Genomic DNA, 17,725 nt, shown 5'->3' with positions numbered 1-17,725 from the left:
GGACGAGGCCAAGGCCCACTCGTGGACGCCCGCCGTCATGGGCTGCTCGGAGACGGGCGGCGAGGTGTGGACCCGCGAGACCGGGCTGGACGCCCTGGAGCTCGGCGACGAGGCGGTGGTGGACGTTGCGGATTTCTCGCTCGCCGGACGCGCGATGCGCAACGTGCGCCAGATGGTCAAGCGCATCGAGCGGGCCGGCTACGAAACCCGGGTACGGCGCATCCGTGACCTCGGCGAGACCGAACTGGAACGGATCCGTCAGGCGGCCGAGGACTGGCGCGGCACGGACACCGAGCGCGGCTTCTCCATGGCGCTCGGCCGCATCGGCGACCGGGCCGACGGCGACTGCCTGATCGCCACCGCCCACAAGGCCGACGCACCGGGCGAGTACGGCGACCTGAAGGCGATCCTCCACTTCGTGCCCTGGGGCGACGACGGCGTGTCGCTGGACCTGATGCGCCGGGACCGCAGCGCCGACCCGGGCATGAACGAACTGCTGATCGTCGCCGCCCTGCAGGCCGCCCCCAAGTTCGGCATCGCCCGCGTCTCGCTGAACTTCGCGATGTTCCGCTCCGCCCTCGCGCGCGGGGAGAAGATCGGCGCCGGCCCCGTGCTGCGCGCCTGGCGCGGACTGCTCGTGTTCCTCTCACGCTGGTTCCAGATCGAGTCGCTGTACAAGTTCAACGCCAAGTTCCAGCCCCGCTGGGAGCCCCGGTTCGTCGTCTACCGCGCCTCCTCCGACCTGCCCCGCATCGGCTTCGCCGCCATGCAGGCGGAGGGGTTCGTCGACCTCGCCCTGCCGCTGCCCCGCTTCCTGCGCCGGCGCAGGGCCGCCGCCGCCGGGCGCCCGTGCGGGCACGCCGTGGCCGAACAGGACGTCCGGGCGGCCTGAGCCCTGCGCGCCGCGATACGGCCCGGAGACCGGCCCGGGTGGCAGCCCGCCCCCTCCGGCAGTGGGGCTTCCACCCGGGCCGCCGCGCGTTCCCGGTGCCGCCCTGGGCCTACGCTGAACGTATGAACCACATCAGCGGGCGCGGCCGGGTGGCCGGCCTTCCGGAATGGGACCGGTGCGCGGTCATGGGAGTCGTGAACGTGACCCCCGACTCCTTCTCGGACGGCGGCCGCTGGTTCGACACGTCCGTCGCCGTCAAGCACGGCCTCGACCTGGTCACCGAGGGCGCGGACCTGGTCGACGTGGGCGGCGAGTCCACCCGGCCCGGCGCCACGCGCGTGGACGAGGCCGAGGAGCTGCGGCGGGTCATCCCCGTGGTGCGCGGTCTCGCCTCCGAGGGTGTCGTCGTCTCGGTCGACACCATGCGCGCCTGTGTCGCCGAACAGTCCCTCGCGGCCGGTGCAGCCCTCGTCAACGACGTCAGCGGCGGCCTCGCCGATCCCGCGATGATCCCCGCGGTCGCCGCCGCGGGCGCCCCCTTCGTCGTCATGCACTGGCGAGGCTTCCTCCAGGGCGGCAACGTCAAGGGCGCCTACGAGGACGTCGTCGCCGAAGTCGTGGACGAACTCCACGCGCGCGTGGAGGCCGTGCTGGCCGGCGGCGTCGCCCCCGACCGCATCGTCGTCGACCCCGGCCTCGGCTTCTCCAAGGAAGCCGAGCACGACCTCACCCTCATCGCCCACCTCGACCGCCTGCGCGCCCTCGGTCACCCCCTGCTGGTCGCCGCGTCCCGCAAGCGGTTCCTCGGCCGCGTGCTCGCCGGGACCGAGGGAGCGCCCCCGCCGGCCCGGGAGCGCGACGCGGCCACCGCCGCCGTCTCCGCACTCGCCGCGCACGCGGGCGCGTGGGCGGTGCGCGTCCACGAGGTACGCGCCACGGCGGACGCGGTACGGGTGGCACGGGCCCTGGAGGGAGCGCGCACGGCGGGCACCACGCCGGGCACCCACCACGAGCGCCGGGCGGAAGGAGACAGGTGAGCGCCCCCCACACCGACGTCGAGCAGGTGGAAGCCGCCAACACCGCCTTCTACGAGGCGCTCGAACGCGGCGACTTCGAAGAGGTCTCCTCCCTGTGGCTCACCCCCTCCGAGCTGGGCGTGGACGACGAGTACCACGACCCCGCCGACACCGGCGTGATCTCCTGCGTGCACCCCGGCTGGCCCGTGCTCACCGGCCGCGGCGAGGTCCTCAGGTCGTACGCCCTGATCATGGCCAACACCGACTACATCCAGTTCTTCCTCACCGACGTCCATGTCTCCGTGACCGGTGACACCGCGCTGGTGACCTGCACGGAGAACATCCTCAGCGGTGGTCCCGCGCCGGAGGAGGGCGGGGAACTCGGACCGCTGGTCGGTCAGCTCGTCGTCGCCACGAACGTGTTCCGGCGCACACCCTCCGGCTGGAAGCTCTGGTCCCACCACGCCTCCCCGGTGCTGACCGAGAGCGACGACGCCGACGACAGCGACGACACCGACACCGGCGTGAATGGCGTGAATCCGGACGACGGCCCCCTCGCCTGAACGGGTAGACGCATCACACCAGGGGCCGGCCCGACGCACAGGGCCCCCACCGCGACGAGAAGTGGTTGGAATCACCTACCCCCGGGTAGGAGCGGCTACCAGTCCATGACCGTGCCGGGTTCCCCAAGGGAAACACCCGGTGAACCCTCGAAGGCACCGGCTCCGGCGCACGCCCCCGCGGCCCGGCTCCGTCGGTGCCCGCAGGTAGATTCGTCTGAGGCCGGTTGTGCCGCCCGCACGCGGTACGGGCCGGCCGTTCCCGACGATTGCAGGAGTGATTCGCGTGGATCGTGTCGCGCTGCGCGGCCTCAAGGCCCGCGGGCACCACGGTGTCTTCCCCAGGGAACGCGAGGAGGGCCAGACCTTCATCGTGGACCTCGTCCTCGGCCTGGACACCCGGCCGGCCGCGGCCGACGACGACCTGACGAAGACCGTGCACTACGGCATCGTGGCCGAGGAGGTCGTGGCCGTGGTCGAGGGCGAGCCGGTGAACCTCATCGAGACCCTCGCCGAGCGGATCGCCCAGACCTGCCTGAAGCACGAAGGGGTTCAGGAGGTCGAGGTCTGCGTCCACAAACCGGACGCGCCGATCACCGTCCCCTTCGACGACGTGACCGTCACCATCACCCGGAGCCGAGTATGACCCGACCGTTCCGCCAGGGTCACAGCGACCCGACCGTCCAGCCGGTGCCCGCCTCGGTCGTCGAGCAGGTGGACGCCGCCGACACGACGCTGAGCAACCCCAAATGGGCCGTGATCTCCATCGGCTCCAACCTCGGCAACCGCCTGGAGACCCTCCAGGGGGCCGTCGACGCCCTGGAGGACACCCCGGGCGTGCGGGTGAAGGCCGTCTCACCGGTGTACGAGACCGAGCCGTGGGGCGTGACGCCCGGCAGCCAGCCGTCGTACTTCAACGCGGTCGTGGTCCTCAAGACGACCCTGCCCCCGGCCTCCCTGCTGGAGCGGGCCCACGCCGTCGAGGAGGCCTTCCACCGCGTCCGGGAGGAGCACTGGGGCCCGCGCACCCTGGACGTCGACATCGTCGCCTACGCCGGCGTCACCTCCGACGATCCGCACCTCACCCTGCCCCACCCGCGCGCCCACGAACGCGCCTTCGTGCTCGTCCCCTGGCACGACGTGGACCCCCAGGCACAGCTCCCGGGCCGCGGCGCGGTGGCCGAACTGCTGACGACCATCACCCAGGAAGGCGTGGCACACCGCGGGGACCTGGAACTCCGGCTGCCCGAGTAGTCGTTAAGGTCTAGACGGGTCACGACCAAGACGACCACCGTCCGGCACGGTCCGGGGGAGCTGAAGGGACACCGTGAGAGAGCTGCGCATCAGGGTGCTGGCCGGCGTGTTCGTCGTGGCCGGCGTCCTGTCCTGGGCGGGCGCCCGCCTCTGGAACTCGATCGGGACCCTCCCCAGCGTCCCCCTGGCCGCCCCCATCGTCCTCGCCCTGATCGCGGTGGTGCTGCTCTCCACGGCGCTCTCGCTGCGCGCCCGCCTCAGGGCCCAGCGCGAGCGCCGGCCCGGCGCCAAGGGCGTCGACCCGCTGATGGCCGCCCGGGCGGTCGTCTTCGGCCAGGCCAGCGCCCTGGTCGCGGCCCTCGTCGCCGGCATGTACGGCGGCACGGGCGTCCTCCTGCTGGAACTGCTGGACATCCCCACCCGCCGGGACCAGGCGATCTATGCCGGCCTGTCGGTCCTGGCCGGGTTCGGCGTGATAGCGGCGGCCCTGTTCCTGGAGCGGGTCTGCAAACTCCCCGAGGACGACGACCAGAACCAGCCGGGAGCGGAGCCGGCGGCCTGACCGCCTCCCCCGCTCACCGGCGCGGTCACGGCGCCGCTCAGCGCACCGCTCAGCGCGCCATGATGAGGCTCATCGCCTCGTTCCGCGTCGCCGCGTCCCGCAGCTGCCCGCGCACGGCGGACGTTATGGTCTTCGCGCCCGGCTTGCGGATGCCGCGCATGGACATGCACATGTGCTCGCACTCGATGACCACGATGACGCCCCGCGGCTCCAGGATCTTCATCAGGGAGTCCGCGATCTGCGTGGTGAGACGCTCCTGCACCTGCGGCCGGCGGGCGTAGACGTCCACCAGCCGGGCCAGCTTGGACAGACCGGTGATCTTGCCGGTGACGGACGGGATGTAGCCGACATGGGCGACGCCCCGGAACGGCACCAAATGGTGTTCACAGGTCGAGTACACCTCGATGTCCTTCACCAGGACCATCTCGTCGTGCCCCAGGTCGAACGTCGTCGTCAGAACGTCCTCGGGCTGCTGCCAGAGACCGGCGAAGATCTCCCGGTACGCCCGTGCGACCCGTGCCGGTGTGTCCCGCAGACCCTCGCGGTCCGGGTCCTCGCCGACCGCGAGCAGCAGTTCCCGGACGGCGTTCTCGGCCCGCTTCTCGTCGAACTCGCCGATGGAGCCCTCGCCGTCCAGTGTCACCGGGTCGGTCATCTGCTTCCTCGTTCCTCTGCCTTGCACGCGGGTCCGGCTCGCGTTCTCTTCCGCGGACATGCGAATGCCGCGCCCTCCAGGCTAGAGCCTGGAGGGCGCGGCATTCATTCCGGTCCGGCGACCGGAACGCGGTCAGCTCTCGCGGCGGTCCTCCGGGGTCTGCTCCGTGACCGGGGCGGACTCCGTGGCGGTGGACTTGGTCGTGCTGATCGCGGCCGCTGAGCCGTTCGCACCGTTGGTCAGTGCCAGCTCCTTGGGGGAGAGCACCGGCGGGCGGGTGGACGGGGTGCGGCGGGAGGAGCCGGTCCAGGCGGGCCGCGGCGGGCGCTTGACGATGGTGGCGAAGATCTCGGCGATCTCCTCCTTGCCCAGGGTCTCCTTCTCCAGCAGGTGAAGGACGAGCTGGTCGAGCACGTCGCGGTTCTCGACCAGGATCTCCCAGGCCTCGTTGTGCGCGGTCTCGATGAGCTTCTTGACCTCTTCGTCGACCAGCGCGGCGACCTCTTCCGAGTAGTCGCGCTGGTGAGCCATCTCACGGCCGAGGAAGGGCTCGCTGTTGTCGCCGCCGAACTTGATCGCGCCGAGACGCTCGGTCATGCCGTACTGCGTCACCATCGCGCGGGCCAGGTTGGTGGCCTTCTCGATGTCGTTCGCGGCACCGGTGGTCGGGTCGTGGAAGACCAGTTCCTCGGCCGCCCGGCCGCCCAGCATGTAGGCGAGCTGGTCGAGCATCTCGTTGCGGGTGGTGGAGTACTTGTCCTCGTCCGGCAGGACCATCGTGTAGCCGAGGGCGCGGCCCCGGGACAGGATGGTGATCTTGTGAACCGGGTCGGAGTTCGGTGAGGCCGCCGCGACCAGGGCGTGACCGCCCTCGTGGTACGCGGTGATCTTCTTCTCCTTGTCCGACATGATCCGGGTCCGCTTCTGCGGGCCCGCGACCACACGGTCGATCGCCTCGTCCAGCGCCTTGTTGTCGATCAGCTTCTGGTCACCGCGGGCGGTGAGCAGAGCGGCCTCGTTCAGGACGTTGGCGAGGTCGGCGCCGGTCATGCCGGGGGTACGGCGGGCGACGGCGGACAGATCCACGTCGGGGGCGACGGGCTTGCCCTTCTGGTGGACCTTGAGGATCTCCATACGGCCCTGGAGGTCCGGCGGGTCGACCGCGATCTGGCGGTCGAAGCGGCCGGGGCGCAGCAGCGCCGGGTCGAGGATGTCCGGGCGGTTGGTGGCGGCGATCAGGATGACGCCGCCCTTGACGTCGAAGCCGTCCATCTCGACGAGCAGCTGGTTCAGCGTCTGCTCGCGCTCGTCGTGACCGCCGCCGAGGCCGGCGCCGCGGTGGCGGCCGACCGCGTCGATCTCGTCGACGAAGACGATCGCCGGGGCGTTCGCCTTGGCCTGCTCGAACAGGTCACGGACGCGGGAGGCACCGACGCCGACGAACATCTCGACGAAGTCGGAACCGGAGATCGAGTAGAACGGCACGCCCGCCTCGCCCGCGACGGCGCGCGCCAGCAGGGTCTTGCCGGTTCCCGGGCGGCCGTAGAGCAGCACACCCTTGGGGATCTTGGCGCCGACGGCCTGGAACTTGGCCGGCTCCTGGAGGAACTCCTTGATCTCCTGGAGCTCCTCGACGGCCTCGTCACAGCCGGCGACGTCGGAGAAGGTCGTCTTCGGGGTGTCCTTGGTGATGAGCTTGGCCTTGGACTTGCCGAAGTTCATGACCCGGGAGCCGCCGCCCTGCATCTGATTCATCAGGAACAGGAAGACGACGACGATCAGGACGAAGGGCAGCAGGGAGAGCAGGACGCCGACGAACGGGTTCTGCTTGGACGGCGAGACCGTGTAGCCGTCCGGGATCTGCTTGTCCTGGTACTTGTTCTGCAGGTTGCCGGCGAGCTGGGAGCCCTGGTCGCCGATGTAGCTCGCCTGGATCTTCGAGCTGCCCTCGACCTTGACGCCGTCCTTGAGCGTGACCTTGATGCTCTGCTCGTCACCGGTGGTGAGTTTGGCCGACTCGACCTTGTTGTCGTTGATCGCCGCCACGACCTGGCCGGTGTCCACCGTCTTGTAGCCGCCGGACGAGCCGACGACCTGCATCAACACGACCACGGCAAGGACGGCCAGCACGATCCACATGACCGGCCCACGGAAGTATCGCTTCACGTCCATCCATACGGAGCGGTGTCGCCCCGTCCCTCCTGCCATAGTGAGTTTGATAAGACAGTTCTTCTGACGGTACCCCAGCATTGTGGCGCGAAGCCGCACGGAGCCTGTCCGACGGCTGGGAAACCCGCCTCTGCATGCTTCAACGGCACGGAACCCGCTGGGGTTCCCGATCATCCTGCCGGGCTTGGGCCGACTGGCTCAGCCGCCGTAGACGTGAGGCGCGAGCGTACCGACGAACGGCAGGTTGCGGTACTTCTCGGCGTAGTCGAGGCCGTAGCCGACGACGAACTCGTTCGGGATGTCGAAGCCGACCCACTCGACGTCGATGGCGACCTTCGCGGCGTCCGGCTTGCGCAGCAGCGTGCACACCTTCAGGGAGGCGGGCTCGCGGGAGCCGAGGTTGTTGAGCAGCCACGACAGAGTCAGGCCGGAGTCGATGATGTCCTCGACGATCAGGACGTGCCTGCCCTTGATGTCGGTGTCGAGGTCCTTGAGGATCCGGACGACACCCGAGGACTGGGTGCCCGCGCCGTAGGAGGACACGGCCATCCAGTCCATGGTGACGGGGGTGGACAGTGCCCGGGCCAGGTCCGCCATGACCATCACCGCGCCCTTGAGCACGCCGACGATCAGCAGGTCCTTGCCCGCGTACTCCGCGTCGATCTTCGCGGCCAGTTCGGCCAGCTTCGCGTCGATCTCTTCCTTGGTGATGAGCACCTGCTGGAGGTCGGCACCCATGTCGTTCGCGTCCACCCGCATCACTTTCGGTCGTCCCGCACTTACGGCCGCATGCACGGCCTGCGCTGCCCGGCCCGCCGGAGGGTCACTCCGGAAAGGGGTCGGAAATCAGCCCTGCCGAATCACCAGTCTGCCACCCTGCCGCTGGGCGACGACTTTGCCCGGGAGATTGATGACTCCCTGGCCGCGCCAGCCGGTGATCAGGCGGTCGACTTCCTCGATGTGGCGGGCGAACAGCGCACCGGCGGGGGCGCCGGCCTCGATGGCCGCGCGGCGCAGGATCCGGCGGCGTACGGCGGGCGGGAGGGCGTACAGCTTGGCGCACTCCAGCAGGCCTGCGGCGTCCCGTACGGAGGCTTCGGCCTGTCTGGCCCAGGCGTCCAGGGCGTCGGCGTCGTCCCGGGAGAGCTGGGCGGTGCGGGCGAGCGCCTCGACGACGCCCTTGCCGAGCGCTTTCTCCAGGGCGGGCAGGCCCTCGTGGCGGAGCCGGGAGCGGGTGTAGGCGGGATCCGCGTTGTGCGGATCGTCCCAGACCTGCAGGGACTGGACCATGCAGGCCTTGCGGGCGGTCTGCCGGTCCAGTTGCAGGAAGGGCCGCCGGTAACGGCCGCCGGCCCCCGAGACCGCGGCCATCCCGGACAGGGAGCGGATGCCGGAGCCGCGGGCGAGGCCCAGCAGGACGGTTTCGGCCTGGTCGTCACGGGTGTGGCCGAGCAGGATCGCGGTGGCGCCGTGGCGTTCGGCGGCGGCGTCCAGGGCGGCGTAGCGGGCGTCGCGCGCGGCGGCCTCGGGCCCTCCTTCGCGGCCGACGGTCACGGCGACGGACTCGACCGGAGCGAGGCCGAGCTCACGAAGCCGCAGGGCCACCTCGTCGGCGCGGAGGTCGGAGCCGGGCTGGAGGCCGTGGTCGACGGTGACCCCTCCGGCGCGGACGCCGAGCTTGGGGGCCTCGAAGGCGAGGGCGGAGGCGAGGGCCATGGAGTCGGCGCCGCCGGAGCACGCGACGAGGACGAGCGGGGAGGGGGGCCGCTCGGCCGTCGGGCCCGGGTGCCTGCCCGCGAGCGCGCGGGAGGTCTGATGGTCGTTCAGGATGTCGTGGAGGACGCGGCGGACCGCCAGGCGTATCGCCGCGACCGCAGGATGGGGACCCATGTCCGGTTCCCTTCATGAAGTTTTCGGGGGGTGAGCCCGGTGCGGTCACTCAGAGTGTGTAGATGGTGACAGAAGCGGGCCGTTCCCCGAGCATTGCACGCCTGCGCACGGCTCACGCTCCCTCGGACGGGTGATTGGAGGGGCGTTCGCCTGCCGTCGGCCGGATTCGTGTCACGGCGTCCTGGTGCCGTTCACGACTCGGCCCTGCGGTGCACCCGTGCGACCCAGTCCGCCGGTTTGGCGATCTCCCCCTTGGTGGGCAGGGTGTTGGGCGACGTCCACACGCGGTTGAAGCCGTCGACGCCGACCTCGTCGACGACGGCCCTCACGAACCGTTCGCCGTCCCGGTACTGCTTCAGTTTGGCATCCAGACCCAGCAGCTTGCGCAGGGCGAGGTCCAGGCGGGAGGCACCCTTCGCGCGGCGCTGCTGGAACTTCTCGCGGATCTCCGCGACGCTCGGTACGACGCTGGGGCCGACGCCGTCCATGACGTAGTCGGCGTGGCCCTCCAGGAGGGACATCACGGCGGTGAGCCGGCCGAGGATCTCGCGTTGGGCGGGGGTCTGGACCAGCTCCACGAAGGAGCGCCCGCCGTCCTCCTCCTCACCCTCGGGACGCCCGCCGGCCAGGGACTGGGCGGCCTCCCGGATGCGTTCGAGGAAGGTCATCGGGTCCACGTCGGTCTCCGCCAAGAACGACTGGATTTCGCCCTCCAGGTGGTCCCGCAGCCAGGGCACGGCGGTGAACTGGGTGCGGTGGGTCTCCTCGTGCAGGCACACCCACAGGCGGAAGTCGTGCGGTTCGACGTCGAGTTCGCGCTCCACGTGGACGATGTTGGGGGCGACGAGCAGCAGCCGGCCGGCGCCGTTCTCGCCGGCCGGGAGGTCACGGGTGGCGGGGGCGAACGTCTCGTACTGGCCGAGGACGCGGGAGGACAGGAACGACAGGAGCATGCCGAGTTCGACGCCGGTGACCTTGCCGCCGACGGCGCCGAGGACCGCGCTGCCCGGGTTGTTGCCGCGTCGTTCCTGCATCTTCTCCAGCAGTGGCCGCAGGATCTCGCGGAAACCCGCGACGTTGGCGCGGACCCAGCCGGGACGGTCCACGACGAGGACGGGGGTGTCGTGGGTCTCCTCGGTGCCCATACGAGTGAAGCCCCGGACGTGTTCCTCCGAGGCTTTCGCGTGCCGTCGCAGCTCCGCGACGACGGCCCTGGCCTCGTCGCGGCTCACGTCGGGCCCGGGTCGTACGAGCCGTGTCGCGGTCGCCACCGCGAGGTTCCAGTCGACCATCCCGGGAGATGCGGTGCCACCGAAGCTCGTCATGTTGTCAACCGTACGTGAGCGGTGCGGGTTGGGGCAGGCCGTGCGCGGTCGGCGGCGGGGGCGGGGACGGCGTCCTCAGCGGCAGCCGCAGCCCGCCAGCGCCGTCGCGGTCCTGTCCAGTGCCGACTGGGCCTGCGGGCCGTCCGTCGTGTTCGAGGCCAGGAAGGCGAAGGCCAGGAGGTGTCCGTCGGTGTCCACGACCGTGCCGGCGAGGGTGTTCACGCCGGTCAGGGTGCCCGTCTTGGCGCGTACGACGCCGGCCGCGCCGTCGGTGTAGCGGCTGCTGAGGGTGCCGGTGAAGCCGGCCACGGGGAGGCCGGTGAGGACGGGCCGCAGGCCGGGCCGGGCCGGGTCGGCCGCCTTGGCCAGGAGGCCGGTGAGGAGGTCGGCGGTGAGCCGGTCGTCGCGGTCGAGGCCGCTGCCGTCGTGGAAGGAGGCGCCCGAGAGCGGCATGCCGAGCTTGCGCAGCTGCGTGGCGATGGCCCGGGCGCCGCCCTCGAAGCTCGCGCTCTCGCCGCCCGCGAGGGCCGTGTGGCGGGCCAGGGCCTCGGCGATGTCGTTGTCGCTGTTGGTCAGCATCCGCTCGACCAGGGCGGACAGCGGGGGCGAGGTGACGGTGGCGAGGGTCTCCGCGCGCGTGCTGGCCCTGGAGGGGCCGGGGGGCGTGGTCGTGATGCCGGCGTCCTTCAGCAGACGCGCGAACGTGGCCGCCGCCTGGGCCGCCGGGTCGCTCACGCGGGTCACCGGGCCACTGGCGGAGTCGTCGGTGCGGCCCTCGTCGACGGCCAGGGCGCTGACCGGGGCGAGGTTCTCGTTGACGCCGATGGGGTGCAGGGCGGGGCCGGTGTAGAGGGTGGTGTCGTAGGAGAGGGTGATCTCGCGGATGCCGCGTTCGCCCAGGGCTCTGGCCGTGTCCGTCGCCAGGGCCCGCAGGCTCGCCCAGCCGCCGGGCCGGGTGTGGGCGGTGAGGGTGGGGTCGCCGCCGCCGACCAGGACGAGCTCGCGGGTGTCGGGTTCGAGGGCGGTGCGGGTGGTGAGGCGGTGGTCGGGGCCGAGGGCGGACAGGGCGGCGACGGCGGTGGCGATCTTGGTGGTGGAGGCGGGGGTGAGGGCCTTGCCGGCCGCGGAGCCGTACAGGCGTTCGCCGGTCGTGACGTCGACGACGGCCGCCGCGTGGCCGCCGGCGAGCGCGGGGCTGTCCAGGAGGGGCCGCAGGACGTCCGAGAGGGCCTTTCCGCCCGGTGCGGCCTTCTTGGTGTCCATGGTGGCCGTGGCACCGCCCAGGCCCGCGAGGACGGGTCCGGCGCTCGGCGCGGGCAGGGCCGCCCCCGCGGCCGTGCCGGCACCGCCGTGATCTGCGCCACCTGACCGCTCGAAGGCGGCGGCCCGGTCCCGCTCGGCCGTACGCTGACCGTTGGCGTCCCAGGGGCCGGCGACGGTCACCACGCCGACGGCGAGTGCCAGGCCGGCGGTGGCGGCGCCCGCGGTGTACTGCCAGGTCCTGACGGTGCGCGAACGGGGGAGGTGCACAGGGCCGACTCGCACGGCCTTCGCCAGCCGCGCGATCCGCGGCCGGGCGGCCGTCACGGCGCCCGCCAGACGCGGTCGGACGGCGTTCAGGATCCGCGCCACCTGCGGTTTCGCGGCTTGCCAAGGCCTCAGCTCTGGCACGACCACCAGCCCCTTTCGCGATCACACACCTGCGTGAGGGACACTTAACCACCAGAACTATGTGTTGATCATGGAGGAGCCACCGGTGGAGTTCGACGTCACGATCGAGATCCCGAAGGGTTCGCGGAACAAGTACGAGGTGGACCACGAGACCGGTCGGATCCGCCTGGACCGTCGCCTCTTCACCTCGACCGCCTACCCGACCGACTACGGCTTCGTCGAGAACACCCTCGGCGAGGACGGTGACCCGCTGGACGCGCTGGTCATCCTGGACGAGCCGACCTTCCCGGGTTGCCTCATCCGCTGCCGCGCGATCGGCATGTTCCGTATGACGGACGAGGCGGGCGGCGACGACAAGCTGCTGTGCGTGCCGTCCACCGACCCGCGTGTGGAGCACCTGCGCGACATCCACCACGTGTCCGAGTTCGACCGCCTGGAGATCCAGCACTTCTTCGAGGTGTACAAGGACCTGGAGCCCGGCAAGTCGGTCGAGGGTGCCAACTGGGTGGGCCGTACGGACGCCGAGGTGGAGATCGAGCGGTCGTACAAGCGCTTCAAGGAGCAGGGCGGCCACTGAGAAAGCCCCCCTCTTCCCGCGAACGGGCCGCACGCGCACGCGTGCGGCCCGTTCGCATGTGTGCGTTCGCACAGGGCACGAGTACGGCTCGTCGGGGTACGTGTGCGCATACTGAGGCTTACGGAATGTGTCATTCAGGGAGCGGTGCGAGGTGACGGAGGCGGAGGACCGCAAGCCCCGGTCGGACGAGGCGCGGTACGACCCGGAGATCACGTCCGAGTTCGCCATCCCCGCAGGGCTCGACGTCCTCAAGAGCCCCGGCGATCCGGAGACGACGTCCGAGTTCGCCGTGCCGCAGGGACTGGAGGCGCCGCAGATCCCGAGTGCCGAGTCGGAGGGCTCGGCGTTCAGCACACCGAGCACCTGCAGCGCGAACACCGCGCCGGGCGCGTTCACGCCGGCCACCGGGGTGCCGCTGGTCAGCCTGGTCAAGGACGCGCCCTGGCAGGACCGGATGCGCACGATGCTGCGCATGCCGGTGACCGAGCGGCCGGCTCCGGAGGCGGTGCAGCGCGAGGAGGAGGACGGCCCGGCCGTCCCGCGCGTGCTGGACCTGACCCTGCGTATCGGCGAACTGCTGCTGGCCGGCGGTGAGGGCGCGGAGGACGTGGAGGCCGCGATGTTCGCGGTGTGCCGGTCCTACGGCCTGGACCGGTGCGAACCGAACGTCACCTTCACGCTGCTGTCGATCTCGCACCAGCCGTCCCTGGTGGAGGACCCGGTGACGGCGTCCCGGACCGTACGGCGGCGGGGCACCGACTACACGCGTCTCGCGGCCGTGTTCCGGCTCGTGGACGACCTCACCGACCCCGAGACCCACGTCTCCCTGGAGGAGGCTTACCGGCGCCTGGCGGAGATCCGCCGCAACCGGCACCCCTACCCCGGCTGGGCGCTGACCCTGGCCAGCGGGCTGCTGGCCGGTGCGGCGTCCGTGCTGGTCGGCGGTGATCTGATCGTGTTCTTCGCGGCGGCCGTCGGCGCGATGCTGGGCGACCGGCTGGCGTGGCTGTGCGCGGGGCGCGGGCTGCCGGAGTTCTACCAGTTCACGGTGGCCGCGATGCCGCCCGCGGCGATCGGGGTGGCGTTCGCGCTGGCGCACGTCGACGTGAAGGCGTCAGCCGTCGTCACCGGTGGGCTGTTCGCGCTGCTGCCCGGACGGGCGCTGGTGGCGGGGGTGCAGGACGGGCTGACGGGCTTCTACATCACCGCCTCCGCCCGTCTGCTGGAGGTCATGTACTTCTTCGTCGGCATCGTCACGGGCGTGCTGATCGTCCTGTACTTCGGCGTCAAGCTCGGCGGCACGCTGAACCCGGACCCGGCGCTCGTCATCAACGAGCGGCCGGTGGTGCAGATCGCCGCGTCGATGCTGCTGTCGCTGACGTTCGCGGTGCTGCTCCAGCAGGAGCGGTCGACCGTGCTGTGGGTGACCCTCAACGGGGGCGTGGCGTGGACGGTGTACGGCGCGATGCACTACGTCGCCGACATCTCGCCGGTGGCGTCCACGGCCGTGGCGGCGGGTCTGGTGGGCCTCTTCGGACAGCTGCTGTCGCGGTACCGGTTCGCTTCGGCGCTGCCCTACACGACGGCGGCGATCGGACCGCTGCTGCCCGGGTCGGCGACGTACTTCGGACTGTTGAGCATGGCGCAGAACGAGGTGGACAAGGGGCTGGTGTCCCTGGCGAACGCGGCGTCGCTGGCCCTGGCCATCGCGATCGGGGTCAATCTGGGGTCGGAGACCTTCCGGCTGTTCCTGCGGGTCGGCTCCCCCGGGAAGCGCCGGGCCGCGAAACGGACCCGGGGCTTCTAGCCGGAACGGCCGCCGCGCCCGGGGCTACTGCCCCCGGCGGTAGTCGGACGGGTACTGGCCCTGGCCGTACTGCTCCTGGCCGTACGGGTCCTGCCCGTGCTGCTGCCGGGGATACTGCTGCTGGCCGTACTGGTCCTGGCCGTACGGGTCCTGGCCGTACTGCTGCTGGGGATACTGCTGCTGGTCGTACCCCTGCTGCTCGTGAGGCTGCTGGTCGTACCCCTGCTGCGGCTGCTGCGCGTACTGCTGCTGGTCGTAACCGTAGCCCTGGTTCCAGTGCGGCTGCTCCTGCTGCCGGGGCTGCTGGTAGGGCTGCTCGTACCGGTCGCCGTACTGCTGGTCCGGTTCGACGCGGCGCAGCTGGGTCGTCGACGTGTCCATGGCCTGCGGGTGCCGGTACTGGGGGGCCTGCGGCTCCCGCGGGGCCTGCGGAGCGGCCTGGGCGGCCTTCTTCTCCTTGCCGCGGGCCCGCAGGAACTCGATCGCGATCGGGATCACGGAGATGAGGACGATCAGGATGAGGATCGCCTCGACGTTGTTCTTGACGAAGGCGATGTTGCCGAGCCAGGAGCCGAGCAGCGTGACGCCCGCGCCCCACAGGGCACCGCCGATGACGTTGAAGACCAGGAACGAGCGGTACTTCATGCCGCTGACGCCCGCGATGATCGGTGTGAAGGTGCGCACGATCGGCACGAAGCGGGCCAGGACCAGGGACTTCGGGCCGTACTTCTCGAAGAACTCGTGCGCCTTGGTGACGTTCTCCTGCTTGAACAGGCGCGAGTCGGGCCGGTTGAACAGGGACGGGCCGACCTTCTTGCCGAACATGTAGCCCGCCTGGTCGCCGAGGATCGCGGCGAGGCAGATCAGGGCGATCGCGCCCCACAGCGGGAAGTCCAGCTGGTTCGACGTGATCAGCAGGCCGCAGGTGAACAGCAGCGAGTCACCCGGCAGGAAGAAGCCGATGAGCAGCCCGGACTCGGCGAAGACGATGAGCAGCAGACCCCAGATGCTGTAGGTGTCGAGCAGATAGTTGGGATCGAGCCAGCTCGGGCCGAGGGCGAGTGTCATCACGGGTCCGGGCTCCTGAAGGGTGAAGGCGGCTGCGGCGCCCATCGAGGGCCGCACAAAGCTATCAACGTGGAGTGGCCGCCCCGGGTTCCACCGTGTGCCGGGCCTTGTTCGCCGCGATCGCGTCCCGCATGTAGACCGCCAGACCAGGCCGGATGGCCTCGTAGGTGGCGGTGAACCGCTCGTCGGTGACGTACATCTCACCGAGGCAGGCATGCATCTCGTGTCCGCAGTCGTAATACGCGCGCGTGATGCACCGGCGGTGCTCCTCGGCGACGTCCATGGCCGCCTCCGAGCCGGCGGGCACGCCACCGGCGAGCAGGGCGGCCATCCGGTGGTGGACCGCGTCCATCTCCTGGTTGATCCGCTTCCAGTCCTCCTTCGTGTACGAGGCGGTGCGGCGCCGCGACTGGCGGTACGCCTCCGTGTCGCCCCAGCGCTCCCGCGTCTCCTGCGCGTACTGGTCCGGGTCGAAGTCGCCGAACACCTCGAACTTCTCCTCCGGCGTCAGGTCGATGCCCATCGTGTGTGCCTCCATGGCGTGCTCCACGGCCGCGGCCATCTTCTGCAGCTTCTCGATCCGGGCGGTCAGCAGTTCGTACTGGCGGCGCAGGTGCGCGCGCGGGTCTGCTTTTCCGGTGGCCTGGTCGTCGAGCAGGGCCGCGACCTCGTCGAGCGGAAAGCCGAGCTCCCGGTAGAACAGGATCTGCTGGAGCCGGTCGAGGTCGGCGTCGTTGTAGCGCCGGTGTCCGGCGTACGTGCGCTCGCTGGGCACGAGCAGGCCGATCTCGTCGTAGTGGTGCAGGGTGCGCACCGTGATCCCGGCGAACCCCGCGACCTGTCCCACGGAGTAGTCCACTTTTCCGCTCCCTCGGTCGGTACGCCTCCACGCTGACGCCTCACGTCACGTGAGGTGCAAGCCGCATCCCGTTCAGGATGTTGTGTGACTTTTGTCCGCTTATGGTGAGCCCGTGGCCCAGGAGACGACGCAGCAGGCGCCGCCGAGCGCCCCGACGGCCCCGGCTCGGGCGCTGCTGCCGTTCATCCTGCCCGCCGTCGTGGTGGGGGTGGCCGCCGCCCTGGTCTTCGTCGGCGTGAGCACGGTGGCGGAGCAGCTCCAGCACGTGTTGTGGGGGCCCCTGCCGGACGCGCTCGGCGTGGGCCGCTACTCCGTGCTGTGGATGTACGTGATGCTCGTGGCGACCGGGATCGCCGTCGGGCTGGTGGTCTGGAAGGTCCCCGGCCACGCCGGGCCCGACCCGGCCACCCTCGGGCTGAACGCCCCGGTGATGCCGCCGGCCGTGCTGCCGGGCCTGGTACTGGCCACCGGGCTGATGCTGGCCGGCGGCCCGAGCCTCGGCCCGGAGAACCCGGTCATCGCCGCGAACGTGGGCCTGGCGGCCTGGCTCGGCGGGCGCTTCCTGCCCCGGACACCGGGCAGCCTGTGGCCGGTACTGGCCGAGGCGGGGACCATCGGCGCGCTGTTCGGCACACCGGTGGCGGCGGCGCTGGTCATCTCCGAGGCGCTGGCCGGGCAGCCGATGCGCGGGCGGCTGTGGGACAACGTCTTCGCGCCGCTGACCGCCGGCGCCTGCGGGGCCGTCACCACCACCCTGGTGGCCCATCCCACCTTCGACCTCGGGCTGCCGCCCCTGGGCCACCCGCACGGGCGGGACGTGGTGGCGGCTCTCGTGATCGCCTCGGCGGCCGCGCTGCTCGGCATGTGCGCCGTCTACGCCTTCCCGTACGTCCACGCGGCCTTCGGGCGGCTGCGGCACCCGATGCTGATGCTTCCGGCGGGCGGGGCCGTCCTGGGGGCACTGGCGGCCCTGGGCGGCCATCTGACGCTGTTCAAGGGGCTGTCGGAGATCGGGCAGCTGGCCCGCGACCCGCAGGGCTGGTCGGCGGGGCAGTTCGCCACGATGACGGTGGTGAAACTGGCCGCGCTGCTCGTCGCCGCGTCCTGCGGCTTCCGGGGCGGCCGGATCTTCCCCGCGGTCTTCGCCGGCACCGCCCTGGGCCTGTGCGCCCATGCGCTCGTGCCGGCCGTCCAGCCCTCGCTGGGCGTGGCCACGGGTGTCCTGGGCATGCTCTTGGCGATCACCCGGCAAGGCTGGGTGAGCCTGTTCACCGCCGCCGTCCTGGTCGCCTCGCCCAGCATCCTCGCGGTGCTGTGCATCGCCTCGCTGCCGGCGTGGCTGCTGGTGACGGGCCGTCCGCAGATGCAGCTCCGCGCGGACGGCACCCCGGTCCGCTGACTCCCACCCCCCTGGAGGCAC

The 17,725-nt window shown here is 71.2% G+C and carries 17 protein-coding genes; 9 read left to right on the top strand and 8 right to left on the bottom strand.

What is annotated here, in order from left to right:
- The 6 genes from AB0B40_RS23875 to AB0B40_RS23850 form a co-directional block, all read left to right on the top strand.
- Nucleotides 1-892, top strand: an 892-nt coding sequence (locus tag AB0B40_RS23875; RefSeq protein WP_362265457.1) for a phosphatidylglycerol lysyltransferase domain-containing protein, incomplete at its 5' end; no start/stop codon positions are given.
- 122 nt (nucleotides 893-1,014) lie between these two features.
- Nucleotides 1,015-1,929: a dihydropteroate synthase gene (folP, locus tag AB0B40_RS23870; RefSeq protein ID WP_362265455.1), complete on the top strand. Its 915-nt coding sequence runs from the start codon at nucleotides 1,015-1,017 to the stop codon at nucleotides 1,927-1,929.
- Nucleotides 1,926-2,471 (top strand): nuclear transport factor 2 family protein, encoded by a 546-nt coding sequence (locus AB0B40_RS23865; RefSeq protein ID WP_362265453.1) that lies wholly within the window; start codon nucleotides 1,926-1,928, stop codon nucleotides 2,469-2,471. Before folP ends, AB0B40_RS23865 begins: the two co-directional genes overlap by 4 nt.
- 283 nt (nucleotides 2,472-2,754) lie before the next feature.
- Nucleotides 2,755-3,114, top strand: a complete 360-nt coding sequence (folB, locus tag AB0B40_RS23860) for a dihydroneopterin aldolase (protein ID WP_345053473.1) — start codon at nucleotides 2,755-2,757, stop codon at nucleotides 3,112-3,114.
- Entirely contained in the window at nucleotides 3,111-3,722 is a 612-nt protein-coding gene (gene folK / locus AB0B40_RS23855; RefSeq protein ID WP_345053471.1) for a 2-amino-4-hydroxy-6-hydroxymethyldihydropteridine diphosphokinase, read from the top strand. The genes folB and folK overlap by 4 nt, the downstream gene beginning before the upstream one ends.
- A gap of 73 nt (nucleotides 3,723-3,795) precedes the next feature.
- Nucleotides 3,796-4,284 (top strand): DUF3180 domain-containing protein, encoded by a 489-nt coding sequence (locus tag AB0B40_RS23850; RefSeq protein WP_345053469.1) that lies wholly within the window; start codon nucleotides 3,796-3,798, stop codon nucleotides 4,282-4,284.
- Nucleotides 4,285-4,333: 49 nt separating this feature from the next.
- Here AB0B40_RS23850 and folE read toward each other — a convergent pair whose 3' ends face one another.
- The 6 genes from folE to dacB all read right to left on the bottom strand — a co-directional run bounded on the left by folE (nucleotide 4,334) and on the right by dacB (nucleotide 12,000).
- Nucleotides 4,334-4,939 (bottom strand): GTP cyclohydrolase I FolE, encoded by a 606-nt coding sequence (gene folE, locus AB0B40_RS23845; RefSeq protein ID WP_345053466.1) that lies wholly within the window; start codon nucleotides 4,937-4,939, stop codon nucleotides 4,334-4,336.
- A 132-nt stretch (nucleotides 4,940-5,071) separates the two neighbouring features.
- Nucleotides 5,072-7,111, bottom strand: coding sequence for an ATP-dependent zinc metalloprotease FtsH (ftsH, locus tag AB0B40_RS23840; protein WP_345053464.1), 2,040 nt, complete (start codon nucleotides 7,109-7,111; stop codon nucleotides 5,072-5,074).
- A 195-nt stretch (nucleotides 7,112-7,306) separates the two neighbouring features.
- Entirely contained in the window at nucleotides 7,307-7,867 is a 561-nt protein-coding gene (hpt, locus tag AB0B40_RS23835; RefSeq protein ID WP_345053461.1) for a hypoxanthine phosphoribosyltransferase, read from the bottom strand.
- Nucleotides 7,868-7,954: 87 nt separating this feature from the next.
- Complete coding sequence (tilS, locus tag AB0B40_RS23830; protein ID WP_345053459.1) at nucleotides 7,955-8,998, bottom strand: tRNA lysidine(34) synthetase TilS; 1,044 nt, start codon at nucleotides 8,996-8,998, stop codon at nucleotides 7,955-7,957.
- Nucleotides 8,999-9,189: 191 nt separating this feature from the next.
- Nucleotides 9,190-10,323, bottom strand: a complete 1,134-nt coding sequence (locus tag AB0B40_RS23825) for a zinc-dependent metalloprotease (RefSeq protein ID WP_362265449.1) — start codon at nucleotides 10,321-10,323, stop codon at nucleotides 9,190-9,192.
- 75 nt (nucleotides 10,324-10,398) lie between these two features.
- Nucleotides 10,399-12,000 carry a D-alanyl-D-alanine carboxypeptidase/D-alanyl-D-alanine-endopeptidase gene (gene dacB, locus AB0B40_RS23820; protein ID WP_345053454.1) on the bottom strand — a complete coding sequence of 534 codons (1,602 nt, stop codon included), beginning with the start codon at nucleotides 11,998-12,000 and terminating at the stop codon, nucleotides 10,399-10,401.
- 79 nt (nucleotides 12,001-12,079) lie between these two features.
- Here dacB and AB0B40_RS23815 point away from each other — a divergent pair, with 79 nt between their 5' ends.
- Entirely contained in the window at nucleotides 12,080-12,571 is a 492-nt protein-coding gene (locus tag AB0B40_RS23815; RefSeq protein ID WP_161292619.1) for an inorganic diphosphatase, read from the top strand.
- 151 nt (nucleotides 12,572-12,722) lie between these two features.
- Nucleotides 12,723-14,378, top strand: a complete 1,656-nt coding sequence (locus AB0B40_RS23810; RefSeq protein WP_345053451.1) for a threonine/serine exporter family protein — start codon at nucleotides 12,723-12,725, stop codon at nucleotides 14,376-14,378.
- A gap of 24 nt (nucleotides 14,379-14,402) precedes the next feature.
- On the opposite strand, the gene AB0B40_RS23805 is transcribed toward AB0B40_RS23810, so the two are convergent.
- A complete protein-coding gene (locus AB0B40_RS23805) occupies nucleotides 14,403-15,449 on the bottom strand; it encodes a VTT domain-containing protein (RefSeq protein WP_362265445.1) in 1,047 nt (348 codons plus the stop codon).
- Nucleotides 15,450-15,510: 61 nt separating this feature from the next.
- Nucleotides 15,511-16,305, bottom strand: a complete 795-nt coding sequence (locus AB0B40_RS23800) for a MerR family transcriptional regulator (RefSeq protein ID WP_345053445.1) — start codon at nucleotides 16,303-16,305, stop codon at nucleotides 15,511-15,513.
- Between the two features lie 112 nt (nucleotides 16,306-16,417).
- Between AB0B40_RS23800 and AB0B40_RS23795 the strand changes: the two genes are divergently transcribed.
- Complete coding sequence (locus AB0B40_RS23795; protein ID WP_345053443.1) at nucleotides 16,418-17,704, top strand: ion channel protein; 1,287 nt, start codon at nucleotides 16,418-16,420, stop codon at nucleotides 17,702-17,704.
- Nucleotides 17,705-17,725 lie beyond the last annotated feature (21 nt).

Origin of the sequence: Streptomyces sp. NPDC042638, from assembly GCF_040647235.1 — a bacterium.
GTDB classification, from domain to species: Bacteria; Actinomycetota; Actinomycetes; order Streptomycetales; family Streptomycetaceae; genus Streptomyces; species Streptomyces rameus.
This window is presented reverse-complemented; position numbering and strand designations above follow the sequence as displayed.